The sequence below is a fragment of the Shinella sp. M27 genome, assembly GCF_049199905.1.
Taxonomy (GTDB): Bacteria; Pseudomonadota; Alphaproteobacteria; order Rhizobiales; family Rhizobiaceae; genus Shinella.
This window is the reverse complement of the sequence record NZ_JBLZPK010000078.1, coordinates 1-26,416: the sequence shown is the minus strand read 5'-3', so window position 1 is coordinate 26,416 and position 26,416 is coordinate 1. Positions and strand designations below refer to the sequence as shown.

Here is a 26,416-nt window from a genome sequence, read left to right as displayed (position 1 = left end):
TCATGCCTCGACGCTCTCCCGACAGCTTCTCGCGATATTGTCCGCCATGGCCGAGAAGACCTTTACGGTGGTGTGCATGTCGGCGGTGGTGATGCTGTTCAGCACGTCGGCGCGCAGCGAGCGGGCGAGATCCAGCACCTCCTTGGCCACCTGGGCGCCGTGCGGCGTCATGGCGATCTGCTTGGCGCGGCGGTCGCCTTCGACCGACTGGCGCTCGATGAAGCCCTGCTTCTCCATGCCGTCGAGCAGGCGCACCAGCGTCGGCGTCTCGATATCGAGCTCCTCAGCCAGCTCCCGCTGGTTGAGCTGGGCGCCACGGCCGAGAATGAGCAGGGCGCGGGCGCGCGGCAGGGTCAGCCCCCTCTCCTTCACGCGCGCATCAAAGAGCGCGCGCATCTTGCGCTGAACGCGGGAGAGGTCATCGAGCAGATGCTCGCGGGGATCGTTCGCTGTCATCTTGGTAGTCCAGACATTATTAGCTTGCTATCTATTTGCTTGCTAGTTAGTCGACCTGCACTAAAAAATCAAGCCCTGCCCACATGGTGTGGACAGGGCTTTTGGCAGGCTCACATGGATGTGATGGAACGCCGGTTACTGACCGTCGTGCTCTTCCGGAAATTCGCTGGCGCCATTGGTCGTGGGCGCAGTCCAGCCGCCGTATTTGCGCTGCCAGGAGCGCGCGCCGAAGGGCAGCGTCGCGAGATAGAGGATGACCGTGATGACCATGGTTTCCCAGGTGAAGCTCATCAGCGTCGCGACATAGAGCACGACGAGCAGGATGATCGGCAGCACCAGATCGCGGCGCACCCGGCTGCCTTCCGACTTGCCCGACCAGACCGGCAGGCGGCTGACCAGCAGGAAGCCGATCAGCACGGTATAGCCGGAGGCAAGATAGGCGAAGAGCGGCGTGGGCGCGAGCCCGAGGAAGCCGACATAGACCGGCAGCAGCACCAGCATGGCACCGGCCGGGGCCGGCACGCCGACGAAATATTCCGATTGCCACTTCGCCTTGGTCTCGCGCTCGGCCATGACATTGAAGCGCGCAAGACGCAGGCCGGCGGCGATGGTGTAAATCAGCGCGGCGATCCAGCCGAAGGAACGCGCCTGATCGAGAATGAAGACATAGAGCACCAGCGCCGGTGCAACGCCGAAGTTGACGATATCGGCGAGCGAATCCATCTGGCCGCCGAATTTCGACGTCGCCTTCAGGAGACGCGCGACGCGGCCGTCGATGCCATCGAGAAAGGCGGCAAGCAATACCATGCCGACGGCCAGCTCGTAGCGGTTTTCGAAAGCGAGCCGGATGCCGGTCAGGCCGGCGCAGATCGCCAGAACCGTGATGAGATTGGGAATGATGACGCGCAGCGGGATTTCGCGCAGGCGCGGACCACGGGCCTCGTCGTTCGGGCCATTGGGCTCATAGGGCGGAAACGGTGTGTCCATCGTTCTTCGCTTCGTTCTTTCTCATCTGCAGCGGCCCTCTCAATCCGAGATAGGCCGCTGCCGCGAATGATCAATCGTTCAGCCCCGACGGCTGACAACAGGTCCCTTGGCCGAGCCGAATTCCGCCAGCACCGTCTCGCCGGCAATCGCCGTCTGGCCGAGGCTGACGCGCGGCTGCACGCCCTCCGGCAGGAAGACATCGAGACGCGAGCCGAAGCGGATGAGGCCGAAACGCTCACCGGCCTCCAGGCTGTCGTTCATGACGGTCCAGCACAGGATGCGGCGCGCTACGAGGCCGGCGATCTGCACGACGCCGATTTCGCCATGGGCGCTTTCGATGACGAGGCCGTTGCGCTCGTTCTCCTGGCTCGCCTTGTCGAGATCGGCGTTGAGGAATTTGCCGGCGCGATAGGCGACGCGCGAGACGCGGCCGCGCATCGGGGCGCGGTTCACGTGGCAGTTGAATACGTTCATGAAGACCGAGATGCGCAGCATCGGCTGGTCTCCAAGCTCCAGCTCGGCCGGCGGCGTGACCATGGCGATGGCGGAGACTCGGCCATCGGCCGGGCTGATGACGAGGTCGTCGTCCTGCGGCGTCAGACGCTCGGGATCACGGAAGAAATAGGCACACCAGGCGGTGAGAACGAAACCGATCCACATCAGCGGCGTCCACAGGAAACCCAAGAGGACGGAGACCACGAAGAAGGCGGCCACGAACTTCCAGCCCTCCCGATGGATCGGCACCAGGGTGCTGCGTATCGTATCGACCAAACTCATCTTTCGGCATCTCCTGATAATTTCACGTCATCGACCTAGCGTGAAAACCCGCCGGGAGCAATGCGGCGCGGCGAATAGCCCCCAGCCGGCCCGCGCCCTATCGCTCAATCCGGCCGCGCGGACGAAGGTTCCGGTGCGGTAAAAACAGCCTCGATCCGCGCCAGAAGCCCCTCGGCAGCGACGCGCGTTTGCAGGCGGCGGGTCTCGAAGCGGCGACCATCGGCTGCCGCAAGCACCACGCTCCATGTCGGATCGCCGTCCATGGACTCATGTTCGGCAATGACCAACCGCGATCCGTCCCCCTGTGCGAAGACATCGCTTTGCAGCCTTCGGAACGGCTGCTTGCGCTCGATGACGATACGGCCTTGCCCGATCTTCCAGAGCGTGGACGGTCCCGTCAGCCCAGCCCAGGCAATTGGGCCGCCGACCGACCAGGCGCCGAGGATGAGGAACAGGAAGAAAGGGCTGGCTATATTGATGGGCCAGACGCCGCGGTGCAGCTCATAGGTCGCGATGACGATGACGAAGAGGCCGGTGGCGAGGAAAAACATCCTGAGTGCGGCCGACACCGGGACAGGATGCCTGAGAAGCCCGTCTTCGCCGATCGTGTCCATCCTTGCCTCCGAACTAGTCGCCCCTTTTAGCGACGTATTGACAAGGTTTGATCAACGTCGGAAAGTTTTTTCGTTGCTGTAGGGCGCATCGGCAAGACCGAAGGGGCAATGCCCACCTACGCCCGAAACCCGTAGCTGCGCCCATGTCCAATCTCGAAAACCTCAGGAAGCAGGCCAAGCAGATCCTGCGCTGGCATCGCGAAAGCCACTATCCCGTGGCCGCGACGATCCGCGCCGCCCTGCCCCGCTTCCGCGACCTGAACGACCGCGAGGTGCTGGCAGCACCGTTTTCGCTGGCCGATGCACAGACGGTCGTCGCCCGCCAGAACGGGTTTCCGGATTGGGCGGCGCTCAAGAAAGGAAACCCTGCCATGCGCGATCCTGCTGCACCGACGGCTGAAGCCCCCATGCTCAGCGGCGCCGAGCCCGTGCTCTACGTCGCCGATTTCTCCGTAGCACTCGCCTTCTACACGCAAAAACTCGGCTTTGCGGTCGACTTCGCCTATGGCGAACCGCCGTTCTTCGGCGTCGTCATGCGGGATGCAGCGCGGCTCTGCCTGCGGCAGGTCGCAGGGCCGGTCTTTGCCGGCGATATCCGGGCACGCGAAGAGCTACTGTCGGCTTCGATCACGCTCGACACCGCCGCCGGACTGAAACGGCTCTTTCTCGATTATCAGACGGCCGGAGTGCCTTTCCACCTGCCTCTGAAGACGCAGCCGTGGGGGGCGCGCAATTTCATCCTGCGGGATCCCGACGGCAATCTGATCCTGTTTGCCAGCCCGGCCGACTGATCACTCCGCCGCCGGCGCGCCACGCAGGACGATGCCGAGATCGTCGCTCTCGCGCACCTGCTTAAGGCGTTCTTCGGCCTGCACCGCCTCGCGCTGGCGGTTCCACATCGAGGCATAGAGGCCGTCGTCGCGCTGCATCAGTTCGCCATGCGTGCCGCGCTCGGCGATCACGCCGTCCTTCAGGACGATGATCTCGTCGGCCGAGATGACGGTCGACAGGCGGTGCGCGATGACGAGCGTCGTGCGGTTCCGCGAGACCACATCGAGTGCCGCCTGGATCTCCTGTTCCGTGCGCGTGTCGAGCGCCGAGGTCGCCTCGTCGAGGATGAGGATCGGTGGGCTTTTCAGGATGGTGCGGGCAATCGCGACGCGCTGCTTTTCTCCACCCGAAAGCTTCAGGCCACGCTCGCCGACCATCGCCTTGAATCCATCCGGCAGGTGGCGGATGAAGGGGCCGATCTGCGCGGCCTCGGCGGCAGCGGAAACCTCCTCGTCGGTGGCACCGGGGCGGCCATAGCGGATATTGTAGGCGATCGTGTCGTTGAACAGCACGGTATCCTGCGGCACCATGCCGATGACCTTGCGCAGGCTCTTCTGGGTGACATCGCGCACATCCTGCCCATCGACGGTGATGGCGCCCTCCTGCACGTCGTAGAAACGATAGAGCAGCCGCGAGAGCGTCGATTTGCCGGCACCCGAGGGACCAACCACGGCGACGGTCTTGCCCGCCGGCACGTCGAAGGAGATGCCCTTGAGGATCGGGCGCTTCGGATCATAGGCGAAATGCACGTCCTTGAAGGAAATCGCGCCGTCCGTAACGATCAGGTCGGTCGCACCGGGCTTGTCCTGCACCTCCTCCTCGACTTCGAGCAGGTCGAACATCTGCTCGATATCGGTCAGGCCCTGACGGATTTCGCGGTAGACGAAACCGATAAAGTTGAGCGGAATCGCGAGCTGGATCAGCATCGCATTGATGAAGACGAAATCGCCAACCGTCTGCGTGCCGGCCTGCACCGCAAGGCCGGACATGACCATCATCGCCGCCATGCCGAGACCGAAGATCAGCGCCTGGCCGAAGTTCAGCCAGCCGAGCGAGGTCCAGACCTGCGTCGCGGCCTTTTCATAGCGCTCCATCGACTGGTCGAAGCGGTGGGCCTCCATCTCCTCGTTGCCGAAATATTTGACGGTCTCGAAGTTCAGGAGCGAGTCGATCGCCTTGGTGTTGGCCTCGGTGTCACTGTCGTTCATCGAGCGACGGATGGAGATACGCCAATCGGACGCCCGCACCGTGAACCAGATGTAGAGACAGACCGTGACGGCGGTGACGAGCAGGTATTCGAAGCCGTAGCCCATCCAGAACACGGCGGCCGTCAGCAGGAATTCGATGAAGGTCGGCACGCTGTTGAGGATCGTGAAGCGCACGATCGTCTCGATGCCCTTGGTGCCGCGCTCGATGACGCGCGACAGGCCGCCGGTGCGCCGCTCCAGATGGAAGCGCAGCGACAGGCGGTGCAGATGAACAAAGGTGCGGTAGGCGAGCTGGCGCACGGCATATTGCCCGACGCTGGCAAACAGCGCGTCGCGCAGCTGGTTGAGGCCGGCCTGCAGGATGCGTGCGCCATTATAGGCCAGCACCAGCATGGCGGCACCGGTCATGAAGGCCGGCAGCAGGCCGACGACATCGGCCTTGCCGTTCAGCGCATCCGTCGCCCATTTGAAGAAATAGGGCACGAGCAGCAGCACCACCTTGGCGATCAGCAGGAAGACCGTCGCCCAGACGACGCGCATCTTCAGATCCGGTCGGTCCGAGGGCCACATATAGGGCCAGAGGTTGACCAGCGTCGAAAAGGGATTGCTGCTGTCGGCCGAAACCGTTTTCTTCTTCGTCGTCGCCATGCGGCCTCCGCCCGGACCCGTCACGCCCCGGCTCTGTCATTGCAGAATGCAAGCCCGGACGGCAAAGCGTCTCGATCCTGCATCCCTGCTTGAAATGAAAATACGGCGCCCGCGAGGGGCGCCGTATTGCTGAGATAGGCCCTTGCCGGCCGCTTCGCAACCGGCAGAGGGAAATTGAGAAGGATCAATTGCCGCGAACGTGCTTGCGGTGCATTTCTTCCGCCTGTTCGTCCGTCTCGGCCGTCTTGTCCGGCACGCCGAAGACTTGGCCGGGAAGAATGCGGTCGGGATCGCTGATCTGGGCCTCGTTGGCGAGATAGATCGTCGTGTAGCGCACACCCTTGCCGTAGATGCGGCGGGAGATCTGCCAGAGCGTATCGCCGCGACGGATGATGACCGAGGTCTTGCTTGCCTTGAGCGGTGCCTGCTCGACGGTTTCCGGCTCCTCGGCGACAGCCTGGCTAGTGCCCGAGCCGGCGGTTGCGCCGTCCGTGGACACACCATTGCCGGTCACGGCCTGCCCCTCACCCGATGCGGCTTCGCTCGTGGTCGGAGCGCCGCCGCCGGTATCCGTGCCGGCAACGGCCTGGCCGTTATCGACCGCGCCGCTCTGCGTGGTACCGGCCGCCGTCTCCGCGGTCGCGGGCGCCTGCAACGAAGGCATACCTTCCAGCGAAGCGAGCGCCTGCTGGTAAGCTTCCTTGCCGGCGCCGGCCGGAACGGCGGCGAAGCGTTCGAGCGCGGTTGCAGCCCAGCCCTTGAGCTTGTCGATGGCCGCCTGAACATCGGCACTCGCACCCACGGGTGCGCTGAAGCCGGTGATGGCCTTCAGCGCGCCTTCCAGCCCCGTACGGGCCGTCTGGATTTCCGCGGTGGTCACATTGCGGCCATCGGAGAACAGCGCAACGAACTGCTGCTGCAAGGCGGTCGCCTGTCCGGCAAGCGCCTCGATGGAATTGTCGGCGGCAGCCGTCGCGGTCTCGACGACCGTGGTGGCCTTCTCGATCGCCGGTGCCAGCGCATCCGCCACCGCCGCCTCGACGGAGCCGAGGGCCGCACCGACGGCCGTTGCGTCCGACGGCAGCGCGTGCAGGGTGGCGAGAGCCGAGGCCGCAGCCTTTGATGCCTTATCCGCCATGTCACGGGCCGCTTCGCCCTCTTCCGCACCGGGCTTGAACTCGGCGAGCGACTTCAACGCGATTTCCGTCGCCGAGCGCGCGGCGGCCAGTTCCTCGACGCTCGGCATGCGGCCGTTCGCATAGAGGCCCTTGAGAAGCGCCAGCGCCTTGTCGGCCTCGCCGCGCAGCTTGTCGAAGGTACCGCCGCCGATGAGGCCAAGCGCCGGGCCGGCACCGCCGGTGCCGGTTTCCTGCGCCACGACGGCGATCTGCTCGCCCTCCGGCCGATCGAACGGCACGGAAGCACGGAACTCTACCTTGCTGCCGTCGGCGCTCATCACGTCGGCGCGGATCGCATGGCGGCCAACCGTCAGGTCCATCTTGCCATCGGCCACGTAGCGGCCCTGCTCGTCGGCCTTGGCTTCGCCGACCAGCTTGTCGTCGGCATAGAGCCGCACCAGCGCACCGGGCTTGGCCGTGCCGGCGATGAACATATGGTCGCCTTCCAGCTCGACAGCCGAAACGCGGGCCTCGGCCTTGGCTTCGCTGGCAACGGATGCCGCCGTCTGCGTCGCCGCAGCCTCCGACGTCGTGGCAGCGTCACCCGATGCAGCGGCGCCTTCAGCGGTCGCCTGGGCCGTCTCGGTTGCGGCCGGCTGTTCGCCTGCCCCTGCCGTGCCGGTCTCGGTTGCCTTGGCCGTTTCCGTCGCGGTTGCGGTTTCAGCCGCCGGCTGCTCGATCGTCTTATCCGCCGTCGTCGCGGCAGCCTTCTCGGCCGTTTCCGGAACGGTGATCAGACGGCTCGCCTCGCCCGGCTTGGAGACCATGGCAAGCAGTTCGCCGCCGGCATCCTTCGGCACGGAAACGGTCGCGACCTCCTCGGAAACCTTGCTGTCGCCCTTGTCGTCCTTGACGTTGAGGGTCAGCTGGTAATCGCCGGCCGCGAGCGGCTGGTCGAAGACGGCGGCGAAATCGCCTGACGGGCCGATATCGGCCGTCGCGACGACCGTTTCGCCATTCTTGATTTCCAGCTTGGTGTTCGGTTGGCCGCGGCCGGCGATCACGGTGGAGCCATCGGGCTCGACACGCAGGAGATCGAAGGCGGGCGTGACCCAGCCGGCGGTCGGATCGGCGGGCGTCGCTTCGGCGGAGGCCGTTTCCTGCGTGGCGGTCGCCGCAGTGCCGGCGGCGGGCTGTTCGCCTGTCGCGGCAACCTTGTTATCGGTCGCAACCTCGCCTGTCGCCGTTGTGGCGGTCTCGGTCGTCGTGCGCGCCTGCTTGCCGTCGGCCGTCGTCGTTTCACCGCCCGCGGCGGGCGTATCGGCCAGCTTGGCGACGGGCGTTTCGGCCGGCTTTTTCGCGTTCATATTCGGCAGCACGAAGAAAACCATGAGCAGTGTCGCCACCGCCAGCACGATCAAGGCCACCAGGCCGGTCTTGTTCTTCATCATCTAATCTCTCTCTGTCCCGGTTTCCCAGGAGTCCCCTATGGAAATTGCTATCGATTCCCAATGCCTTGCACAAGCTTCCGGGGACATTCCGGGGCGCCACGCCCGCTCTTTTTCCGTCATTATCCTTGACGGGCATCCGGCCGGGTGGCTGAATCCCGCCATGACAGAACAAAACCTTCCGATTCGATCCGTCTGCGTCTATTGCGGCTCCCAGCCCGGCCGTGATTCTTCCTACATCAATGCCGGGCGTAGCCTCGGCAAGGCGATGGCGGAAAATCACCTGCGTCTCGTCTATGGCGGCGGCACCAAGGGCATCATGGGCGCCGTCGCCAGCGGCGTGCTCTCGCATGGCGGCCGCGTCACCGGCATCATACCGCAATTCCTCGTGGATATGGAGGCCACCCGCCATTCCCTGGGGCAGCTCAGCGAACTGATCATCACGCCCGACATGCACGAGCGCAAACACAAGATGTTCGACCGTGCCGACGCCTTCGTGGCGCTGCCGGGCGGCATCGGCACGCTGGAAGAGATCGTCGAGGTGATGACCTGGGCGCAGCTCGGCCGGCACCGCAAGCCGATGGTCTTCGCCAATATCGGCGGGTTCTGGGATCCGATGCTCAAGCTCATCCGCCACATGGCCGACGAAGGCTTCATCCACACCGCCCATCTCGTCCAGCCGATGGTCATCGACGATCCCGAAGAGATCGTCGCCGCGTTGCTCGACCATTGGGCGGGCGACGTGGACCGCGAGGGCGAATCCGAGATCATCGCCCGCCTCTAAGCGCTCATCGACTTTTCAGATCCTGAACGGAGCGCCATCCCGGCGCTCCGCTTTTTTGTGCCAAGCCTCCATATCTTTGAGATGAAAGCGTAATTTTTGACGCGCCCTGCCGGTCGCTACCGGTTTACCGGAACGGAGCCCATTGCTATCGTGCCTGCGGCAGGTCCCTGCCGCCTTCCATCCCGGACTGTTTCATGAAACTCGACAAAACACTTTCGATCGTCGCGGCCGCTGCGCTTGCGTTGACGCTCTCCGTGGGCGGATGGGTGCTGCAAATGGATGCGCGCGCCCTGCTGACACAAGCCGAAGAGCAGGAAATCGATGCCACGAGCCTCGTTCTCGCCACCGCCATGGACCAGGCTGCCACGCTCTCGGCCACCCACGCCGAAAGCCTTGCCCGCGACCCCGCGATCATCACGCATCTCAAATCGAGCGACCGCGCCGGCCTTCAGGCCTATGCCAGGCCGATCTTCGAACAGTTGCGAACGCTTGGCGGCGTGGATGTGCTGCATTTCCATAGCGCGGACATGCATTCCTTCCTGCGCGTCTGGGAGCCCGAGAATTTCGGCCAGGATCTGTCGCGCTTCCGTCCGATGATCGTTGCCGCGAACCATGACCGACGGGTGCGCAAGGGGCTGGAACTGGGCGTGCGCGGACTGAGCCTGCGCGCCGTCTCCGCCGTCACCGAGGGCGAAAACCTGATCGGAACCGTCGAGGTGGGCGTCGATCTCAAATCGCTGACCGAACTGTCGAAGGCGGCGACCGGTGCGGACTATGCGCTGTTTCTCGATGCCGCAGCCGGCATCACCGACAAGGGCGAGCCGAGCCAGGAGACAGGCCTGAAGATCGAGGCGTCAACCGATGCCGGCCTCTTCCAGACCCTTCAGCAGACCGGCAGCATTCGCCTGTCGCGCGCCGCCTATCTGGACAAGGCCAAGATCGACGGGCGCACGCTCGGCATCATGGGGCGGCCCCTCCTCGATTTCAGCGGCCGCATGATCGGCACCATCGTCGTCACGCGTGATTTCACCGGTCTCGAGGGGCATCTGTCCCGCTCGCTCGTCACCATCGCGGCCGTGGCCATCGTCGGCTTCCTCGTCACGTTCTCGATCATCATGGTGACGCTGCGCAGCCTCGTGTTGCGCCCGCTGGAAACCCTGGCGGAGCAGGTGAAGGCGAACGCGGCCAATAAGGCCGAGATCCTGTCGAGCCTGCCGGAATTTCGTGCCCTGCAAAGCGCCGTCGCCGAGCAGCGAAACGGGGAGCAGCCATCGTGAGACGCGTTGCAACGCTTCTTCGCGCAACCCTGCTCTTGATCGCCGGTTTTGCCGCCTCCGGCGCTTGGGCCCAGACCGATATGCCGGCGGGCATGACGCTGCCCGTCCGGGTCAATCTGGCGCTGCGCGTCATCGATATCGTGAAGATCGCCGAAACGTCCAGCGAGACCTCGGCCTCTCTTGAATATACCGCACGGTGGCGCGATCCGACCCTTGCCTTCGACCCCATAAAATTCGGCTCCGCCCGCCGCGATTTTACCGGCGACGATGCGAAGAAAGAGATCGACCAGATCTGGGCCCCGGATATCTCGCTGGAAAACAGGATCAGCGATCCCCGTGCGCAAACCACGGCGCTGTCGATCTTCGCCGATGGGCGCGTCGTGCTGATCCAACGCTTCGATGCGGATTTCCGGATCGTCAACGACCTCTCGGCCTTTCCTTTCGACCGGCAGATGCTGACCTTTCCGTTCGTGTCGCAGCGCCACTCGACGGACGAGGTGATTTTCGTGGTCGACGACCGGGACCGCGAACTCTCCAGCTACGCCGACCGCCTGACCGCATCGGACTGGACCGCGACCTCGCTGCGCTTCGCCATGGAAACCTTCTATGGCTGGAATGCGCGCCCGTTCATGCGGACAAAAGCCGTGCTGACCGTCGAGCGTGCCTGGCCGCGCTACTTCCTGCGCATCTTCGTGCCCTTCGTGGCGGTGCTCACCGTGTCGCTCTTCATCCTCTGGACGCCGAGAGGCACGATTTCCGATACGATCGGCATCACATACAGCGCGCTTCTGGCGCTTGCGGCGCTGAGCTTCACCTTCGAGGCGAGCTTTCCCGGCAGCATGTCGGTCAATTCGCCGATCGCCTTCATGATCTCGCTCGGCTATTTCTACCTGATTTTCGTGCTTCTCGTGGACTTGATGCTGGAAAGCGGGCGATTGCCTGGGGCGACGCGCAACCCGGCCCTGACGGGCGAGCTGCGCGCCTATGCGCGCTACGTGCTTCCTGCGATCTTCACCACGGTCTGCGTCTGCACGATCCTGCGCTCGTTGAGCTGACGCCTACTCGGCCGGCTTCAGCTCGGCGGCAGCCACGCGGCGGGCGTGGGCGCTGCGCAGCATGGAGCCGGAATAGATGAAGAGAGCGGCCCAGATGAAGACGAAGGCGATGAGCTTCGTCGTGCCGAAGGGTTCACCGAAGGCGAAGACGGCGATGACGAAGATCATCGTCGGCGCGATATACTGCATGATGCCGATGGTGGAGAGCCTGAGGAGCTTGGCACCGTTGGCATAGATCATCAGCGGAATGGCCGTGACGACGCCGCAGGACAAGAGCCACAGCACGTCCGTCATGCCCGTATCGCCGAAATGGCCCTGCCCCGTCGATTCGAGCCAGATGACATAGCCGATCGCCGGCACGCTCAAGATCAGCACTTCGAGGAAGAAGCCCTGGTTCGGACCGATCGGCAGCGCCTTGCGGCAGAAGGCGTAAAAACCCCAGGACATGCAGAGGCTGAGCGACACCCAGGGCAGCCCGCCCGCATCGAAGGCCAGGATGGCGACGGCGACGGCAGCGAGCACGATGGCCGCGATCTGCGCACGGTCCAGCTTCTCCTTCAGGAGAACGGCGCCGAGGAAGATCGAGAAGAGCGGATTGATGTAATAGCCGAGCGCCGTCTCGATGGCGCGGCCGGCCCCGATCGCCCAGACATAAATGCCCCAGTTGATGGTGATGAGCACCGCCGTCAGCGTCGCCATGGCGATCATGCGCGGCGAGCGCAGCGCGACCTTGATTTCCGACGTGCGGCCGAGCCAGATCAATACCAGACCAGCCAGCGGTACCGACCAGATGATACGGTGCGCCACCACTTCGGATGCCGGGATATGGGCGACCGCCTTCATGAAGAAGGGCAGGAAGCCCCAGAGCACGTAAGCCGTCAGCGCGAAGGCGAAACCGCGCGGCGAATCGCCGGTCTGGGGGCCGCTGGTGGAATTTGCGTCGGCCATGCTGTCATTTCCCGTCGATTTATGGATTTTCCGACGAAATACTCCAAGGGCCGTGAATACACCAATTCATTCGGGTGAAGGGATGGTTGAGCGATGCTGATCCTTCAGCCTCACTCCGCCGCCTCCCTGCCCGCCTCGCCGCGGTTCTTCAGAAGCTTATAGATGATCGAATCCATCAGCGCCTGGAAGGAAGCGTCGATGATGTTGTCGGAGACGCCGACCGTCCACCAGCGGGCGCCGGACGCGTCGGTCGATTCGATCAGCACGCGGGTGATGGCTTCCGTGCCGCCATTGAGGATACGGACCTTGTAGTCCGCCAATTCCAGGTCGGCGATCTCGGCCTGGTACTTGCCCAGATCCTTGCGCAGCGCCAGGTCCAGCGCATTGACCGGGCCGTGTCCCTCGGCGACGGACATCATTGTCTCGCCATCGACGATGACCCGCACCACCGCTTCCGAGACGGTCTTCAGCTGGCCGTTCGCATCATAGCGGCGCTCCACCATCACGCGGAAACTCTCGACATGGAAGAAATCCGGCACCGTGCCGAGCGTGCGATAGGCGAGCAGCGCGAAGCTCGCATCGGCCCCCTCATAGGCATAGCCGGTCGCCTCGCGTTCCTTGACGATCTGGATGAGCCGGTCGAGCTTCGGATCATCCTTGCGCACCGTAATGCCGCGCAGCTTCAGCGCATTGATGAAGTTCGCCTTCCCCCCCTGGTCCGACACCATGACCTTGCGCAGATTGCCGACGCTTTCGGGCGTGACATGCTCGTAGGTGCGCGGGTCCTTCAGCAGCGCCGAGGCATGGATGCCGGCCTTGGTGGCGAAGGCGGAGGCGCCGACATAGGGTGCCTGATGGTCGGGCGAGCGGTTGAGCAATTCGTCGAAGGTGTGGGCGAGCTTGGTGAGACCGGCGAGCTTTTCCGCGTCGATGCCGATCTCGAAACGTTCGTTATAGGCCTCCTTCAGCGCCAGCGTCGGGATCAGCGTCACCAGATTGGCGTTGCCGCAGCGCTCGCCGATGCCGTTCAGCGTGCCCTGGATCTGGCGCACGCCGGCCTCGACGGCGGCCAGCGAGTTGGCGACCGCCTGCCCCGTGTCGTTGTGGGCATGGATGCCGAGATTTGTGCCCGGCACGCCCGCGGCGATCACCGCCTTGACGATGGCCTGCACTTCCAGCGGCTGCGTGCCGCCATTGGTGTCGCAAAGCACCACCCAGCGCGCACCGGCGGCAAAGGCCGTTTTCGCGCAGGCGAGCGCATAGTCGGGATTGGCCTTGTAGCCATCGAAGAAGTGCTCGCAATCGACCATGGATTCGCGGCCGGAGGCGACCACGGCCTTGACGGACCCCTCGATGCTCTCGAGGTTCTCCTCGTTGGAACAGCCGAGCGCCACGCGCACATGGTAATCCCAGCTTTTCGCCACGAGACAGATCGCGTCGCTGCGCGAATCGAGCAGGGCCGCAAGGCCCGGATCGTTGGAGGCGGAGACGCCAGCGCGCTTCGTCATGCCGAAGGCGACGAATTTCGCGCGGCCGGTGCGTTTCTTGGCGAAGAAGGCCGTATCCGTCGGATTGGCACCGGGATAGCCGCCCTCGACATAATCGAGGCCGAACGCATCCAGCATGCCGGCAATCGCGATCTTGTCCTCGACGGAAAAGTCGATGCCGGGCGTCTGCTGGCCGTCCCGGAGCGTGGTGTCGAAAAGGTGGATACGGTCTTTTTGCATGTGTTCCCTCCCTGGGAACGATCTGTCTTACTTCTTGCCGGCGAATGTATCGGTCGCGTAAATCAGGCGGTCGAGAATGCCCGGCTCCGAATAGGCGTGGCCCGAGCCTTCGACGAGGTAAAATTCCGCTTCCGGCCAGGCCTTGTGCAGCTGCCAGGCGTATTTGGCCGGGCATGGCATGTCGTAGCGGCCGTGCACGATGACGCCGGGAATGCCAGTGAGCTTGTGCGCGTCACGCAGCAGTTGCCCCTCGTCCATCCAGCCGGCATTGACGAAGAAATGGTTTTCGATGCGGGCGAAAGCGTGGGCGAATTCGTCCTCGCCGAACTTGTCGCTCGTCGAGGGCTCCGGCAGCAGCGTGATCGTCTCGCCTTCCCACAGGCTCCAGGCGCGGGCGGCCTTGATGCGCGTCGCCTTGTCGTCGCTGGTCAGGCGGCGATGATAGGCATGCATCATCTCATGGCGCTCTTCCGTCGGAATCGGCGCGATGAAGCGCTCCCACTTGTCGGGGAACATTTCCGAGACGCCGAACTGATAATACCAGTCGAGTTCGCCCTTGGTCAGCGTGTAGATGCCGCGCACGACAAGCTCGGAAACGCGCTCCGGGTGTTTTTCCGCATAGGCGAGCGCCAGCGTCGAGCCCCAGGAGCCGCCGAAGACCAGCCACTTTTCCACGCCCGCCATCGCGCGCAGCCGCTCGATATCGGCGACGAGGTGCCAGGTCGTATTGGCTTCCAGTTCCGCATGGGGCGTGGACTTGCCGCAGCCGCGCTGATCGAACAGCATCACGTCATAAAGCGCCGGATCGAACAGGCGGCGATGGGTCGGCGCGATCGTGCCGCCCGGACCGCCGTGCAAGAACACCGCCGGCTTTGCGCCCGGCGTTCCCGAGCGCTCCCAATAGATGACGTGGCCATCGCCGACATCGAGATGGCCGGAGGCATAGGGTTCGATTTCGGGATAGAGGGTGCGCAGGGCTTCACTCATAATTTCATTCCGTGGGCAGGCCAGTTTTCGGTTTCATGATCGGGGTGCTGAAAGGAGATGATCTGCTCCTGCTGGCTGTAGTAGTTCGGATCGTCGTGGATCGGCGCGGAAAAGATCTGCTCGACCCAGGGCAGGCGCGCGCCGTAGTTCACCTGGATCTGCGGCGCCAGATCGCTGCGATCGTCGAAGGCGCCGATGGCGATCTCCAGACCGCCCGGATGTTTGTAGGTCAACGGCGTGCCGCACTGCTTGCAGAAGCCGCGCGCGATGTTGATCGAGGACTGGAAATAAGCCGGCTCGTCGCGCAGCCATTCCACCTCGCCCTTGGCCGTGACCAGCGGGCCGAAGAAGCCGCCGAACTGTTTCTGGCACATGCGGCAATGGCAGATCGACGGGCGGCCGAGCTGGCCCTTGATGCGGAAACGCACGGCGCCACACTGGCAGCCTCCGGTACGAACGGTCTCTGTCATCTTTCAGTCCCTATCTCTCAATCTTCTGGGTGGCCAATGATCGGTATCGTAATCGGGATGCTGGCGGTTCGAGTCGCGGATTGTCCGATGCCGCGCCTCGCCGCCCTCGCCTTCATTGCTTTCGTTCTCCGGCAGCTTCGGCAGTTGCTGGAAGAAGACCACGCGCGATTCGACGCCGGACTGCGCGATGGGGCGCAGATCGTCGGGATCGTCGAGCGAGCCGAGCGTCACATTGATATGACCGGCCCCGAGCGCATCGTAGAACAGCGGCGTACCGCAGGCCGGGCAGAAACCGCGCCGCACGACCTCGGAGGACTGGAACCAGCCGGGCTCGCCGCGCGTGACGGAGAATTTGTCACGCGGAGCATTGGCAAGCGGCAGGAAATAGTTGCCGGCCGCCTTCTGGCACATGCGGCAGTGGCAGAGATGCGGATCGCCGAGCGTGCCTTCGACGCGGTAGCGCACCGCGCCGCACTGGCAGCCGCCCGTATAGATGCGCGAAATGCTCATCGCTTGCGCTCCGGCGGCCAGGTGTCGGTGTCGTGATCCGGGTGCTGGTAGGACACGAGATCGGCCAGGAACGAGGCCGCATCCTGATCGGCCATCGTGTCCTCGCCCGGCAAGCCGGGGATCGTGTCCACATAGGGCAGCTTCGCCTCGATACCCCACTGGATGCGCGGCGCGATTTCGGCCGGATCGTCGAAGGCGGCAATCGTCAGCGCCACGCCATCCGGCGCCTCATAGGTCAGCGGCGTGCCGCAATCGGCACAGAAGCCGCGATAGCAGTGGTTCGACGACTGGAATCGCTTCGGCGCGCCACGCGTCCAGGTGAGCTTGGCACTACGAACCGACACCAGCGGCAGATAAAAATTGCCGCTCGCCTTCTGGCACATGCGGCAATGACAGACCGACGCATCGCCCAGCGCGCCTTCGACCTGAAAGCGCATGGCGCCGCACTGGCATCCGCCGGTGTAGAACGGTGTGCTCATGGCTGCGCCTGCAGCCAGTTTTCGACCTTGAGGCCCTCGACGCGGGAGAATTCTCTGACATTGGCGGTGACGAGCGTCAGGTCGAGCGACAGGGCGTGGGCGGCGATGAAGAGGTCGGTATAGCCGATAGGCTGTCCCTTGCGTTCAAGTGCATCGCGCGTTTGCGCATAGGCAAAGGAAACAGGCGGATCGTAGGGAAGGATTGTGATCTCCTCCAGAACGGCCTCGACACGACGAGCCAGAGAAACAGCGCCCTTTTTCCTCAAGCCGTAACGCAATTCCGAAACGACGATGGCGCTGGTGCAGAGTTCGTCCGTCGGCACCGCGGTCGCCCGGCCGGCGGCCGCACCTTCGGGATTTCGAACCATGTCCGAAATCACGTTTGTATCGAGCATGTAGCGGAAAGCGGTCACAGATCGACGTCCTCCGGAGGCGGCGTCGTTTCGTCGAGTTCCGGAAAGTCGCCTTCCCAGGGTTCGAAGGTTGCAAGCAGGGCAGCCAGTCCCATTTTTCTGGGCTTCGGCTCAAGGATGAGACGGTCGCCCTCCTTGCGCATGACGGCTTCGTTTCCCGGGAGTTCGAACTCGACGGGAATACGAACGGCCTGATTGCGGCCGTTGCGGAAAAGTTTAACCTCCCGCTCCTGCGCTGCTTCAGGCATTTCCTGCGGTCTTGCACTCATAGCGACCTCCATCGATCACGGCATATGCCCAAGCATAGGCCTTCAACGAACTCCAGACAACCTCACCGCTTCACCTCCCACGTCGTCACGCGCTCACCCGTCGCCGGATCCTTGCCGTCCTTGAGCTGGATGCCCTTGGCGGCGAGGTCGTCGCGCAATTTGTCGGCCTCGGCGAAGTTCTTCGCCTTCAGCATTTCCAGACGCAACTGGATGAGGCTTTCGATGCTGTCTTCCAGCGCCTTGGAAACCTCGGCCTTCTTCGGCAGGACGCCGAGCAGTTCGGCGCTGGCGGCAAAGACCGGCAGCATCAGCGGGTCGCTGTTGGCGCATTGGGCAAGCGCGTGCAGCGCCTGCACGGCGGCGACCGTGTTGAGGTCGTCGTAGAGCGGCGTGAGCACGGTTTGGTCCACGCGGCCTTCGGCCGGATTGCCGCCGGCCGGCCATTTGGCGATGAGGCGTTCGGCCTCCTCCAGGCGCTTGACGGAGAAATCGATCGGTTCGCGGTAATGCGTCATCAGCATGGCAAGGCGTAGCACTTCGCCCGGCCATTTGCGGCCGCCGAATTTCTCCTCGTGCAGCAGCTCGGCGATCGTGAAGAAATTGCCCTCTGACTTCGACATCTTGCGGCCTTCGACCTGCAGGAAGCCGTTGTGCATCCAGACATTCGACATGACCTTGGTGCCGTGAGCGCAGCGCGACTGTGCGATCTCGTTCTCATGATGCGGGAAGATCAGGTCGAGGCCGCCGCCGTGGATGTCGAAGGTCTCGCCGAGATAGGCGGCCGACATGGCCGAGCACTCGATATGCCAGCCCGGACGGCCGCGGCCCCAGGGGCTGTCCCAGCCCGGCTCTTCGGGCGAGGACAGCTTCCACAGCACGAAATCGCCGGGGTTCTTCTTGTGCGCATCGACGGCGATGCGGGCGCCGGCCTGCTGCTCGTCGAGCGGACGCTTGGAAAGATCGCCATAATCGGCCATCGACTGGGTGTCGAACAGCACCTCACCGCCCGCCTGATAGGCATGGCCGCGTTCGATCAGACGCTCGATCAGCGTGATCATGTCGACCTTGCCATCATCACGCGGCTGCACGAATTCGGTGGCGCGCGGCTCATGCGTCGGCTGCATGGCGCCGAGTGCGACGATATCGGCATGGAACTGGTTGGCCGTCTTCTCCGTCACGCGGCGGATCGCCTCATTGAGCGAAAGCGTGCCGTTCGCGATCTCCGTGCCGAAATCGCGCAGCGCCCGCGCATTGATCTTGTCGTCGACGTCGGTGATGTTGCGCGCATAGGTGACGTGGTTTTCGCCATAGACATGGCGCAGCAGGCGAAACAGAACGTCGAAGACGATGATCGGGCGCGCATTGCCGATATGGGCGAAGTCATAGACCGTCGGGCCGCAGACATACATGCGCACATTGTCGGGATCGATGGGTTCTAAAGCCCCCTTCGAGCGCGTGAGCGTGTTGTACAGCGACAGGACCGGCTTTTCGGCCATGGAAGTCTCCCCAAAATGCAAAAACCCGGCTGGCCGGGTCGTTTGTCATCCAGGGATTTTGGGGGACGAAAACGGCCGGGCCAGCGCGTGCGCTAGCGAATAATGCTCCGGCGAATGCAGAGTACCGTTTTCATGGCACGCTTTATCGCGCTCCCCGCTCGTCCGGTCAAGCGGGCGAACGCCCTTCCCGACGAAAATCCTTGGCCTCGTGCCCTGTTACCGCGGTGACACGGCTGTCCCCTGCGCCATGAGAAAAAGGGGCATCGAAGCGGTCGAAACCGCCGCACACCAAGGGGAACCACGATGCGCAACACCAGATACGAGGACTGCGAAGACCAGGACAATCGCCCGCACCCCGACAAGGCCGGTTGCGATAACCCCTTCGGCCTGCGGGCCATCATCGCCGCCTTCCTGCAAACCAGAATACGCCAGACGCCGCCCAAGTGATGTTACAACGGTCACAATTCTTGACCGGGTAAACCCGCCTTTTTCGCGCTTTGCCGCAGAGCGATCAAAGTTTGAGCAGAATTTAGCCGAAAGGGCTTTCTAAACGCATAGCTCATTGGGGGTAGCAACCGGGGGATTCGGGGCTGCCTGATGAGCAAGACTTCAGGAGAATGAGAATGTCGACTGCCAAGAAACACCCGACGCAAAAGCCCGCCGCCGTTGCCAACGAAAACCTTCAGGCGCGCTACAAGCCGATCGGCCTGCGCGCCGTCGTTGCCGCAACCCAGTGCAAGCCGGAAGCGAAGGTCGAAAAGCCGCGCCGCGAACGCGATATTCCGGCCGTGCTCCAGTCGCTCTACGACTGAGAAAATTAGAACAGCGACAACTGGTCGGAAGATGGGGGCGCGTCGGCGCCCTTTGTCTTTTTCGGCGTCGATTCGGCCTGCTCCTCGACAGGTTCGAGGATGTCGGCGCCCATATTGGCGACCTTGTTGACCTTGTCGGATACCGGGATCGCCTCAAAGAACCCTTCGTCGATCGGCTTCATCAGATCGACGACGTCGCGCGGCTCCTGCGTCTTGCAGTCCAGCCAACGCGAAAAATCCTCCTGCCGGATGACGACAGGCATTCGGTCGTGGATGCGCGAAATGTCGGCATTGGCTTTCGTCGTCAGGATCGCGCCGGTATCGACCTCCGAACCGTCAGCTGAGGACCACGTTTCCATCAGGCCGGCAAAGGCGACGATCTCGCCTTTCTTCGGACGAATGAAATAGGCCTGCGCCTTCTCGCTTTTGTCTTCCGGCCGCCGCCATTCGAAAAAGCCGGAGGCCGGCACGAGGATGCGGCGGTGGCGCATGGCGGCGCGGAACGAGGCCTTCTCGATGGCCGTCTCCGAGCGCGCATTGATCAGCAGCGGAAAATCGCGCGGGTCCTTCACCCAGCCGGGCATGAAGCCCCAGCGCACCAGCATGGCCCTGCGCTCCGGCAGGTTGCTGCCGGGCTCCTGCTTTTCGCCGGCAATGACGACGAGGATCGGCTGCGTGGGCGCGATATTGTAACGCGCTGGCGTATCCTCGATATCAAGGACATCGAGAAACGCCTTCATCAGGTCCGTCCTGGCCAACAATGCATAGCGTCCACACATGGCGCCGTCATCGCACTTTGCCTATAAGGGGTCAATGAAGCGCGAGAACACCTGAGAACGATGAAGACGTCGAAGAAGCCCCAGCCCGCCTCCTCCGCCATCATCGAACGCGACGGGCGCTACCTGCTCGTGCTGCGCACCAAGCCGCCGTCGGACGCCATGTATGCCTTTCCGGGCGGACGCGGCGAGGAAGGCGAGACGCCGGCCGAGACGGCACTGCGCGAACTCTTCGAGGAAACCGGCATCCAGGCCGAAAAACCAATGCTTTTCGCGACCTACGACCTGCCCGGCCGCGAGGATGGCCCCGGCAGCCCCTCCTTCTTCCTGTCGGTTTTCAAGGTCAAGGCGGATGCTTCGGCGGTTGCCGTCGCCGCCGACGATGCCGCAAGCGTCGGCTGGTACACCGCAGACGAGATCGCCAGAATGCCGGCACCGGACAGCGTGCGCGAATGCATCGCGCGGCTGGAAGCCGAGCGGGCGAGGTTTTTGGCATGAAAGTGATTCGCGCCGCACTTCTCATCGGCCTTACTCTCGCCGCCCCAGCCTTCGGCCAGAAGGCCACTGGCGACAAGGCGAAGGAAACGCCGCCGGCTGCCACAATTGAAGAAAAGCCGGCGCCCTATGACGAGCGGCTGGAGCGTCTTTCGGAGATTTTGGGGGCCGTGCATTACCTGCGAAACCTCTGCGCCGACAAGCCGGAAGACAACTGGCGGGCCTCGATGCAGCAGCTCATTCAGCTCGAAGCAGGCAAGGAACCCGGGCGGCAGGAGAAGCTGACGGCGGCCTTCAACCGGGGATATCGCTCGTTTGCCGCCATCTATACCGCTTGCACCGACTCGGCTGTTGTCGCAGAAGAGAGATACCGTAACGAAGGTGCAACACTTGCCACGGAAATTACCGCAAGGTTTGGAAATTAGCGGTTAATTAACCTCTTTTCTCATGACCCAGTGCCGTTTTGGGAAAAGGCTGCTAAGGTCGTTAACAGTGCAGTAAGAACTGAATGCCGCGTATGGACCGTTCAATGGAACCTAGCCTCAACGATATCGACGAGATGATCGTGCACGAGAAGATGCAGGCCGCTCTGGAATACCAGAACGAAGCCTGGGCTGACGGCATGGCTGATGGCATCGAGCTCGAAATCATCGCCGACGCTGCCATTGCGCTTGCGTTGCGCGAAACGATCCGCGTTCACGGCGAAAAGGGCGCAGAGGCGATGCTTGATTCGCTGCGCGAGCGTCTGCTGGCTGGAGAGTTCTCCCCCGAGCGCATCCTGCAATAGGCAATTCCGCCACAGTGCGCAGCTATGCTGCGTGCGGAATTGCGTTCAAAATGCTCCAGGCTGGAAAGACATAGGTCATGCAGACGTCCGCTGACGGCAAAAAGCTGTTTCGCAGCAGCCTTATCGTATTGTCGGTGCTTGCAGGGACGACGGCGCTAGTCGTGCCCGTGCGCCCCGCTTTCGCGCTGAGCGAGTTGAAGCATCAGCCGGGCGAGACGCCGCAAAAGCCGGCGGAAGAGGCCGACAAGGCAGCCCCAGTCGAGAAGAACGAGGACGCCTCCCCGCTCGAACTGCCGATACCCGATCCGCTGATTCGCAAGGGCGAGACCGTGACCGAGCCGGCCGGCGAAGAGCCCGCCGTCACCGACGACAAGGCGGACGAGCCGCAGACGCCCGTCGAGGTGCTCTACGACATCAACAAGGCGCCGGAAGCCGTGCGTCGCATGCGCCAACTCATCGTCGAGGCTGCCGCCTCCGGCGATATAGAGCGCTTGCGCCCGCTGCTCGGCAAGGGTGTCACGGAAACCCAGGTCTCCATTGTCGAAAGCGACGAAGGCCCGGTCGAGACGCTGAAGGGCCAATCCGGCGACAGCGACGGCATCGAGGTGCTGGCCATCCTGCTCGACGTGCTGGCAACCGGCTTCGTGCATGTCGGCCAGGGCACGCCCGACGAGATGTATGTCTGGCCCTATTTCGCCGAAAAGCCGCTGGCCAGCCTCACGCCGCCGGAAAAGGTCGAGTTGCTGCGCATCGTGACAGCCGGCGACTTCTCCGACATGCAGGAATTCGGCAGCTACAATTTCTACCGCGTCGGCATCACGCCGGACGGACAGTGGAAATTCTTCGTCACCGGCGATTGAGCAGATCCAAACAGACGGTTTCCCCGACCTTGCGAAAGCGCGTCCAGCGTTCTACCTCTGTTTCAAGGGCGTGCTGATGCGCCAAAGCGCCGGCGGATACCGTCGGCCTGTTAAAATCTGGATCGAAACATGCCTTCCGTCACGCTTTCCGGCCGCGCTTTTCTCCGCCTTTCCGGCAAGGATGCCGAGCCCTTCCTGCAATCGCTGATCACCACCGACCTGCCCTCGCTGCCCGACGGCGAGATCCGGCCGGGCGCGCTTTTGACGCCGCAGGGCAAGATCTTCTTCGATTTCCTGATCCGTCGCGATGGTGCGGAGGCTTTCCTCATCGAAACGACCGAGGATCAGCGCGATGCGCTCCTCAAGCGGCTGACCATGTACAAGCTGCGCGCCGCCGTCGATCTCGCCGTGGTCGAAGGCAACGAGGCGACCGTCTCCTGGGACGATGCGGAGGCCGATGGCGCGCGCGACGCCCGCTTCGCCAAGGCCGGGCTCGACGTCTCGCGCCGTCAGGGCGCCGGCGGGAGCGACCACCCCGCAATCTACGATGCGCTGCGCATCGCCGCAGGCCTGCCGGAAGCCGGACGCGATTATCCGCTGTCCGATGCCTTCCCGCATGACGCGCTGCTGGATTTGAGCGGCGGACTTTCCTTCCGCAAGGGATGTTATGTCGGGCAAGAGGTCGTCTCCCGCATGCAGCATCGTGGCACCGCCCGGCGTCGTCCCGTCATCGTCACGGGGGAAAGCACGCTGCCCGCCAGCGGCACGGAGCTGATGGCCGGCGGCAAGCCGATCGGCACGCTCGGCAGCGTCTCGGGCACACAGGGCCTCGCCATCGTGCGCATCGACCGTGCAGCGGATGCCATGCAGGCCGGCACACCGATCACCGCCGACGGCATCGCCGTGACCGTCGCCCTGCCCGCCTGGACCGGCCTTGCCTTCCCTAAAGAGGCCTCCGAGGTTCCGGCGGAATGAGCGGTGCGGCCCGCGCCAAGACAGAGCCCCGCGCCTGGCAGCGCATGCTGTCCGGCCGCCGCCTCGATCTGCTCAACCCCTCGCCGCTCGATATCGAACTCTCCGACATCGCCCACGGCCTTGCCCGCGTCGCCCGCTGGAATGGCCAGACGAACGGCGAGCACGCCTTTTCGGTGGCCCAGCACTCCCTCATCGTCGAGGCGATCTTCCGCCGGCAGAACCGTTGCAATGCGGACGAATGCCTGATCGCGCTGCTGCACGATGCACCGGAATATGTGATCGGCGACATGATCTCACCCTTCAAGGCGGTGGTTGGCGGTGGCTACAAGACGGTGGAAAAGCGGCTGGAGACCGCCGTGCACCTGCGCTTCGGCCTGCCGCCCTCGATGCCCACGACGCTGAAGGCGAAGATCAAGAAGGCCGATCAGGTCGCGGCCTTCTTCGAGGCAACGGAGCTCGCCGGCTTCTCCCATGCCGAAGCCGTCAAATTCTTCGGCGCGCCGCGCGGCATCACGCTCGACATGATCGACATCTCCCCCGTGCCAACGGCTGAGGCACAGCGGCGCTTCGCCGAACGTTTCGAAACGCTGGAGCGCGAGCGCGCCACCCTCAAGGCGATGGTGTGATCATGGGCACGATCGTCGTCGCACCGCTGGGAAAAATCGCGGAACTCGCCATCCGGCACCGCTGTCGCGAGATGCTGAGCCTCGTCGCGCCGAAGCAGAATTTCCATCGCCCCGCCGTCATCGACGCCGGGCGCCATCTCATCGTCGGCGTCAACGACATCGCCTTTGCCGGCACGGGCAATCTCGTCGCGCCCGGCGAGGAGCATGTCGCAGCCATCGTGAATTTCGCGCGCGGCTGGGACCGGCAGACGCCGCTTCTCGTGCATTGCATGATGGGCGTCTCCCGCTCCCCCGCCGCCGCGCTCATCGCTGCACTTGCAGTGGAACCCGGTCAGGACGAACACGATCTGGCGCAGCGCCTGCGGAAGGCCTCCGTGCAGGCGACGCCGAATGCACGGCTCATCGAGATCGGCGATCATGTGCTGGGCCGCGGCGGCCGTCTCGCCGCCGCGGTGAAGGCTATCGGCCGCGGGGCGGATTATGTAGGCGACAGCCCGTTTTCTTTTTCCGCCAGTCCGGTGCAACCATGACGGAACAGCGCGCCCGCCCCCCGGTCGAAATCGGCCTGAATGCGGCGGTGGTCGCGATCTCGGGCCGCAGCCCCTGCATTCTCGCGATCGGCGGCCATGCCGGAGAGCGTGATGCCCTGCCCTTCGGCCCGTTCGACCCGCAACAGCACCGCACCTTCGAAACGAGCCTGCGCGCCAGCGTGGAGGCGCAGACGGCGTTGAAGCTCGGTTATATCGAGCAGCTCTACACCTTCGGCGATCGCGGCCGGCAGAAGCTGCCGGACGAGGCCGGCACGCACATGGTGTCCGTCGGTTATCTCGCGCTGACCCGCACCGACGCCGAGGCCAATGAACGGCTGGCGCAAGCCGGTGCGGCCTGGCGCGACTGGTACACCTATCTGCCCTGGGAGGACTGGCGGCAAGGCCGTCCGCCGGTGATCGACCAACTCATCATCCCCGCCTTGAAGACATGGGCGGGCGATGTGATGCGCGAAGAGCGTCTCAACACGACGCCGTTGCCGCTGACCCGCATCCGCCTCGCCTTCGGTCTCGACGATTTCCCCTGGGACGAGGAACGTGTTCTGGAGCGCTACGAACTGCTCTACGAAGCCGGCCTCGCCGAAGAGGCCGTCACGGACGGGCGCACCCGCCCCTGCACGTCGTCACCCGGCATCGCCATGCGGCACGATCACCGCCGCATCGTCGCGACCGCCATGGCGCGCCTGCGCGGCAAGCTCAAATACCGCCCCGTCATCTTCGAGCTGATGGCGCCGGAATTCACGCTCACAGAATTGCAGGCGACCGTCGAGGCGATTTCCGGCCGGCACCTGCACAAGCAGAATTTTCGGCGGCTGGTCGAGGGCGCCGAACTCGTCGAGCCGACCGGCGGCTCCACCGCCGCGACCGGCGGGCGCCCCGCCGCCCTGTTCCGCTTCCGCCGCCGTATTCTGGAGGAGCGTCCGGCCCCCGGCCTCAAGGTCGGAACAAGATAACCGGAACTTCTCCGGCGCCCTGCCATTCCCCACCGACGTCAACAGATGGGGAAAGGATCCATGGAACAACAAGCCACCGATATCATCGTCGCCTCGCGCGCAGCCGTTACGCAGGCAAGCGCGCTCGCCGTGCAATATTCCTTTTCCATCCTCGGCGCGCTCCTGCTGCTTGTGCTCGGCTGGTTTCTGTCGCGGCTGCTGCACCGCTGGGCCCTGTCAGGCCTGTCGCATGTGCGCGGCATCGACATGACGCTGGCGCATTTCTTCGCCAACATCCTGCGCTATGCCGTGCTGGTGCTCGTCTTCGTGACGGTGCTCGGCCAATTCGGCGTGCAGACCGCCTCGATCATCGCCGCCCTCGGCGCCGCCGGCCTGGCCATCGGCCTTGCGCTTCAGGGCACGCTGCAGAACATTGCTGCCGGCATCATGCTGCTCGTGCTGCGGCCCTTCCGCGTCGGCGAATATATCGAGACGAAGGATGTGACCGGCACGATCACCGAGGTCGGCCTGTTTGCCACGGAACTGCGGACAAGCGACGGACTCTATCGCCTTGCGCCGAATTCGACGCTCTGGAACACGCCGGTCACCAATTACAGCCGCGAGCGCACCCGCAAGCACGACCTACAGGTCATGGTGCCCGACAGCAGGGATATCGATGACGAGATAGACCGCCTGCTGGATATCGCCCGCGAGGACCCGACCATCGAATCCGTGCCCGCGCCGCAGGTCTTCGTCGACAGTCTCGGCGACAGTTCGGCCACGCTGACGCTGCGCTACTGGGTCTCCACCCCGCAATGGTTCAAGACGACGCGCGATATGAACCGGCGTGTGCGCATCGCCTTCGGCCAGAAGCCGGCCGAGCCGGAGCCGGAAGCGACCCCGGCCGAATAGGCCTTACTTGATCACGGCGCAGGCGATGCGATCGCCGGCGCCGCCGGCCGGGTCGGTGCGATAATCGTCCGATCCGGCATGAACGATCAGCGCGCGCCCGCGAATGCCGCGCTCGGCATCGTCGAGACGGACCATCGTCGAATAGATCTGCGCCCGCAGCACCCCATCATCCGCCACATATTGGTTCGGCA

The 26,416-nt window shown here is 63.9% G+C and carries 32 protein-coding genes; 15 read left to right on the top strand and 17 right to left on the bottom strand.

The annotated features are described in order from the left end of the window. The 4 genes from ACOZK4_RS27085 to ACOZK4_RS27070 all read right to left on the bottom strand — a co-directional run bounded on the left by ACOZK4_RS27085 (nt 1) and on the right by ACOZK4_RS27070 (nt 2,834). Nucleotides 1-456, bottom strand: a complete 456-nt coding sequence (locus tag ACOZK4_RS27085; RefSeq protein WP_313532082.1) for a MarR family transcriptional regulator — start codon at nt 454-456, stop codon at nt 1-3. 135 nt (nt 457-591) lie between these two features. Then, on the bottom strand, nt 592-1,443 hold the full coding sequence (pssA, locus tag ACOZK4_RS27080) for a CDP-diacylglycerol--serine O-phosphatidyltransferase (RefSeq protein ID WP_313532084.1): 852 nt from the start codon (nt 1,441-1,443) through the stop codon (nt 592-594). Nucleotides 1,444-1,521: 78 nt separating this feature from the next. Further along, nucleotides 1,522-2,220 (bottom strand): phosphatidylserine decarboxylase, encoded by a 699-nt coding sequence (locus ACOZK4_RS27075; RefSeq protein WP_313532085.1) that lies wholly within the window; start codon nt 2,218-2,220, stop codon nt 1,522-1,524. A gap of 104 nt (nt 2,221-2,324) precedes the next feature. Next, nucleotides 2,325-2,834 carry a hypothetical protein gene (locus ACOZK4_RS27070; RefSeq protein ID WP_421594726.1) on the bottom strand — a complete coding sequence of 170 codons (510 nt, stop codon included), beginning with the start codon at nt 2,832-2,834 and terminating at the stop codon, nt 2,325-2,327. Nucleotides 2,835-2,977: 143 nt separating this feature from the next. On the opposite strand from ACOZK4_RS27070, the gene ACOZK4_RS27065 reads away from it, so the two are divergent. Then, a complete protein-coding gene (locus ACOZK4_RS27065) occupies nt 2,978-3,625 on the top strand; it encodes a VOC family protein (RefSeq protein WP_421594725.1) in 648 nt (215 codons plus the stop codon). Here the strand turns inward: ACOZK4_RS27065 and ACOZK4_RS27060 are convergent, their stop codons facing one another. Together ACOZK4_RS27060 and ACOZK4_RS27055 are read right to left on the bottom strand one after the other, a co-directional pair. Next, nucleotides 3,626-5,521 (bottom strand): ABCB family ABC transporter ATP-binding protein/permease, encoded by a 1,896-nt coding sequence (locus ACOZK4_RS27060; RefSeq protein ID WP_421594724.1) that lies wholly within the window; start codon nt 5,519-5,521, stop codon nt 3,626-3,628. It lies immediately after the preceding gene. A 184-nt stretch (nt 5,522-5,705) separates the two neighbouring features. Beyond that, nucleotides 5,706-8,090, bottom strand: coding sequence for a LysM peptidoglycan-binding domain-containing protein (locus ACOZK4_RS27055; RefSeq protein WP_421594723.1), 2,385 nt, complete (start codon nt 8,088-8,090; stop codon nt 5,706-5,708). A gap of 160 nt (nt 8,091-8,250) precedes the next feature. On the opposite strand from ACOZK4_RS27055, the gene ACOZK4_RS27050 reads away from it, so the two are divergent. The 3 genes from ACOZK4_RS27050 (at nt 8,251) to ACOZK4_RS27040 (ending at nt 11,203) form a co-directional block, all read left to right on the top strand. Beyond that, nucleotides 8,251-8,871: a TIGR00730 family Rossman fold protein gene (locus ACOZK4_RS27050; RefSeq protein ID WP_421594722.1), complete on the top strand. Its 621-nt coding sequence runs from the start codon at nt 8,251-8,253 to the stop codon at nt 8,869-8,871. A gap of 194 nt (nt 8,872-9,065) precedes the next feature. Beyond that, nucleotides 9,066-10,148 carry a cache domain-containing protein gene (locus ACOZK4_RS27045; RefSeq protein ID WP_421594721.1) on the top strand — a complete coding sequence of 361 codons (1,083 nt, stop codon included), beginning with the start codon at nt 9,066-9,068 and terminating at the stop codon, nt 10,146-10,148. Then, nucleotides 10,145-11,203: a neurotransmitter-gated ion-channel ligand-binding protein gene (locus ACOZK4_RS27040; protein ID WP_421594720.1), complete on the top strand. Its 1,059-nt coding sequence runs from the start codon at nt 10,145-10,147 to the stop codon at nt 11,201-11,203. The genes ACOZK4_RS27045 and ACOZK4_RS27040 overlap by 4 nt, the downstream gene beginning before the upstream one ends. 3 nt (nt 11,204-11,206) lie before the next feature. On the opposite strand, the gene rarD is transcribed toward ACOZK4_RS27040, so the two are convergent. The 9 genes from rarD to cysS form a co-directional block, all read right to left on the bottom strand. Beyond that, a complete protein-coding gene (gene rarD / locus ACOZK4_RS27035) occupies nt 11,207-12,151 on the bottom strand; it encodes an EamA family transporter RarD (RefSeq protein ID WP_421594719.1) in 945 nt (314 codons plus the stop codon). A gap of 110 nt (nt 12,152-12,261) precedes the next feature. Beyond that, nucleotides 12,262-13,878: a citramalate synthase gene (gene cimA, locus ACOZK4_RS27030; RefSeq protein ID WP_421594718.1), complete on the bottom strand. Its 1,617-nt coding sequence runs from the start codon at nt 13,876-13,878 to the stop codon at nt 12,262-12,264. A 27-nt stretch (nt 13,879-13,905) separates the two neighbouring features. Continuing rightward, on the bottom strand, nt 13,906-14,865 hold the full coding sequence (pip, locus tag ACOZK4_RS27025; protein WP_421594717.1) for a prolyl aminopeptidase: 960 nt from the start codon (nt 14,863-14,865) through the stop codon (nt 13,906-13,908). After that, nucleotides 14,862-15,335 (bottom strand): GFA family protein, encoded by a 474-nt coding sequence (locus tag ACOZK4_RS27020; protein ID WP_421594716.1) that lies wholly within the window; start codon nt 15,333-15,335, stop codon nt 14,862-14,864. Before ACOZK4_RS27020 ends, pip begins: the two co-directional genes overlap by 4 nt. 3 nt (nt 15,336-15,338) lie before the next feature. After that, nucleotides 15,339-15,845, bottom strand: a complete 507-nt coding sequence (locus ACOZK4_RS27015; protein ID WP_421594715.1) for a GFA family protein — start codon at nt 15,843-15,845, stop codon at nt 15,339-15,341. Next, a complete protein-coding gene (locus tag ACOZK4_RS27010) occupies nt 15,842-16,324 on the bottom strand; it encodes a GFA family protein (protein WP_421594714.1) in 483 nt (160 codons plus the stop codon). Before ACOZK4_RS27010 ends, ACOZK4_RS27015 begins: the two co-directional genes overlap by 4 nt. Continuing rightward, nucleotides 16,321-16,719, bottom strand: coding sequence for a type II toxin-antitoxin system VapC family toxin (locus ACOZK4_RS27005; protein ID WP_421594732.1), 399 nt, complete (start codon nt 16,717-16,719; stop codon nt 16,321-16,323). Before ACOZK4_RS27005 ends, ACOZK4_RS27010 begins: the two co-directional genes overlap by 4 nt. Nucleotides 16,720-16,733: 14 nt before the next feature. Then, nucleotides 16,734-17,006 carry an antitoxin gene (locus ACOZK4_RS27000; protein ID WP_421594713.1) on the bottom strand — a complete coding sequence of 91 codons (273 nt, stop codon included), beginning with the start codon at nt 17,004-17,006 and terminating at the stop codon, nt 16,734-16,736. Nucleotides 17,007-17,068: 62 nt separating this feature from the next. Further along, nucleotides 17,069-18,502 (bottom strand): cysteine--tRNA ligase, encoded by a 1,434-nt coding sequence (cysS, locus tag ACOZK4_RS26995; RefSeq protein ID WP_421594712.1) that lies wholly within the window; start codon nt 18,500-18,502, stop codon nt 17,069-17,071. A 303-nt stretch (nt 18,503-18,805) separates the two neighbouring features. On the opposite strand from cysS, the gene ACOZK4_RS26990 reads away from it, so the two are divergent. Both ACOZK4_RS26990 and ACOZK4_RS26985 read left to right on the top strand, forming a co-directional pair. After that, entirely contained in the window at nt 18,806-18,949 is a 144-nt protein-coding gene (locus tag ACOZK4_RS26990) for a hypothetical protein (RefSeq protein WP_313531855.1), read from the top strand. A 176-nt stretch (nt 18,950-19,125) separates the two neighbouring features. Continuing rightward, nucleotides 19,126-19,314 carry a hypothetical protein gene (locus ACOZK4_RS26985; protein ID WP_313531857.1) on the top strand — a complete coding sequence of 63 codons (189 nt, stop codon included), beginning with the start codon at nt 19,126-19,128 and terminating at the stop codon, nt 19,312-19,314. Between the two features lie 5 nt (nt 19,315-19,319). Here the strand turns inward: ACOZK4_RS26985 and ACOZK4_RS26980 are convergent, their stop codons facing one another. Beyond that, entirely contained in the window at nt 19,320-20,093 is a 774-nt protein-coding gene (locus tag ACOZK4_RS26980) for an SOS response-associated peptidase (protein WP_421594711.1), read from the bottom strand. Nucleotides 20,094-20,153: 60 nt separating this feature from the next. Between ACOZK4_RS26980 and ACOZK4_RS26975 the strand changes: the two genes are divergently transcribed. The 9 genes from ACOZK4_RS26975 (at nt 20,154) to ACOZK4_RS26935 (ending at nt 26,225) form a co-directional block, all read left to right on the top strand. Further along, nucleotides 20,154-20,588 carry an NUDIX domain-containing protein gene (locus ACOZK4_RS26975; protein ID WP_421594710.1) on the top strand — a complete coding sequence of 145 codons (435 nt, stop codon included), beginning with the start codon at nt 20,154-20,156 and terminating at the stop codon, nt 20,586-20,588. Continuing rightward, a complete protein-coding gene (locus ACOZK4_RS26970; protein ID WP_421594731.1) occupies nt 20,585-21,010 on the top strand; it encodes a TIGR02301 family protein in 426 nt (141 codons plus the stop codon). The genes ACOZK4_RS26975 and ACOZK4_RS26970 overlap by 4 nt, the downstream gene beginning before the upstream one ends. Before the next feature lie 92 nt (nt 21,011-21,102). Further along, nucleotides 21,103-21,372, top strand: a complete 270-nt coding sequence (locus ACOZK4_RS26965; protein WP_244760905.1) for a hypothetical protein — start codon at nt 21,103-21,105, stop codon at nt 21,370-21,372. A 77-nt stretch (nt 21,373-21,449) separates the two neighbouring features. Beyond that, the gene (locus ACOZK4_RS26960) at nt 21,450-22,232 is read left to right on the top strand and encodes a hypothetical protein (protein WP_421594709.1); all 783 of its coding nucleotides are present in this window, start codon (nt 21,450-21,452) and stop codon (nt 22,230-22,232) included. A gap of 129 nt (nt 22,233-22,361) precedes the next feature. Next, nucleotides 22,362-23,207: a YgfZ/GcvT domain-containing protein gene (locus ACOZK4_RS26955; protein WP_421594708.1), complete on the top strand. Its 846-nt coding sequence runs from the start codon at nt 22,362-22,364 to the stop codon at nt 23,205-23,207. Further along, nucleotides 23,204-23,833 carry a YfbR-like 5'-deoxynucleotidase gene (locus ACOZK4_RS26950; protein WP_421594707.1) on the top strand — a complete coding sequence of 210 codons (630 nt, stop codon included), beginning with the start codon at nt 23,204-23,206 and terminating at the stop codon, nt 23,831-23,833. The genes ACOZK4_RS26955 and ACOZK4_RS26950 overlap by 4 nt, the downstream gene beginning before the upstream one ends. 2 nt (nt 23,834-23,835) lie before the next feature. Beyond that, entirely contained in the window at nt 23,836-24,363 is a 528-nt protein-coding gene (locus ACOZK4_RS26945; RefSeq protein ID WP_313522635.1) for a tyrosine phosphatase family protein, read from the top strand. Further along, nucleotides 24,360-25,334, top strand: a complete 975-nt coding sequence (locus tag ACOZK4_RS26940) for an NUDIX hydrolase (protein WP_313522636.1) — start codon at nt 24,360-24,362, stop codon at nt 25,332-25,334. The genes ACOZK4_RS26945 and ACOZK4_RS26940 overlap by 4 nt, the downstream gene beginning before the upstream one ends. A 60-nt stretch (nt 25,335-25,394) precedes the next feature. Continuing rightward, a complete protein-coding gene (locus ACOZK4_RS26935) occupies nt 25,395-26,225 on the top strand; it encodes a mechanosensitive ion channel family protein (protein WP_421594706.1) in 831 nt (276 codons plus the stop codon). A gap of 3 nt (nt 26,226-26,228) precedes the next feature. Here ACOZK4_RS26935 and ACOZK4_RS26930 read toward each other — a convergent pair. After that, the coding region (locus ACOZK4_RS26930; protein ID WP_421594705.1) for a superoxide dismutase family protein at nt 26,229-26,416 on the bottom strand (188 nt) is incomplete at its 5' end.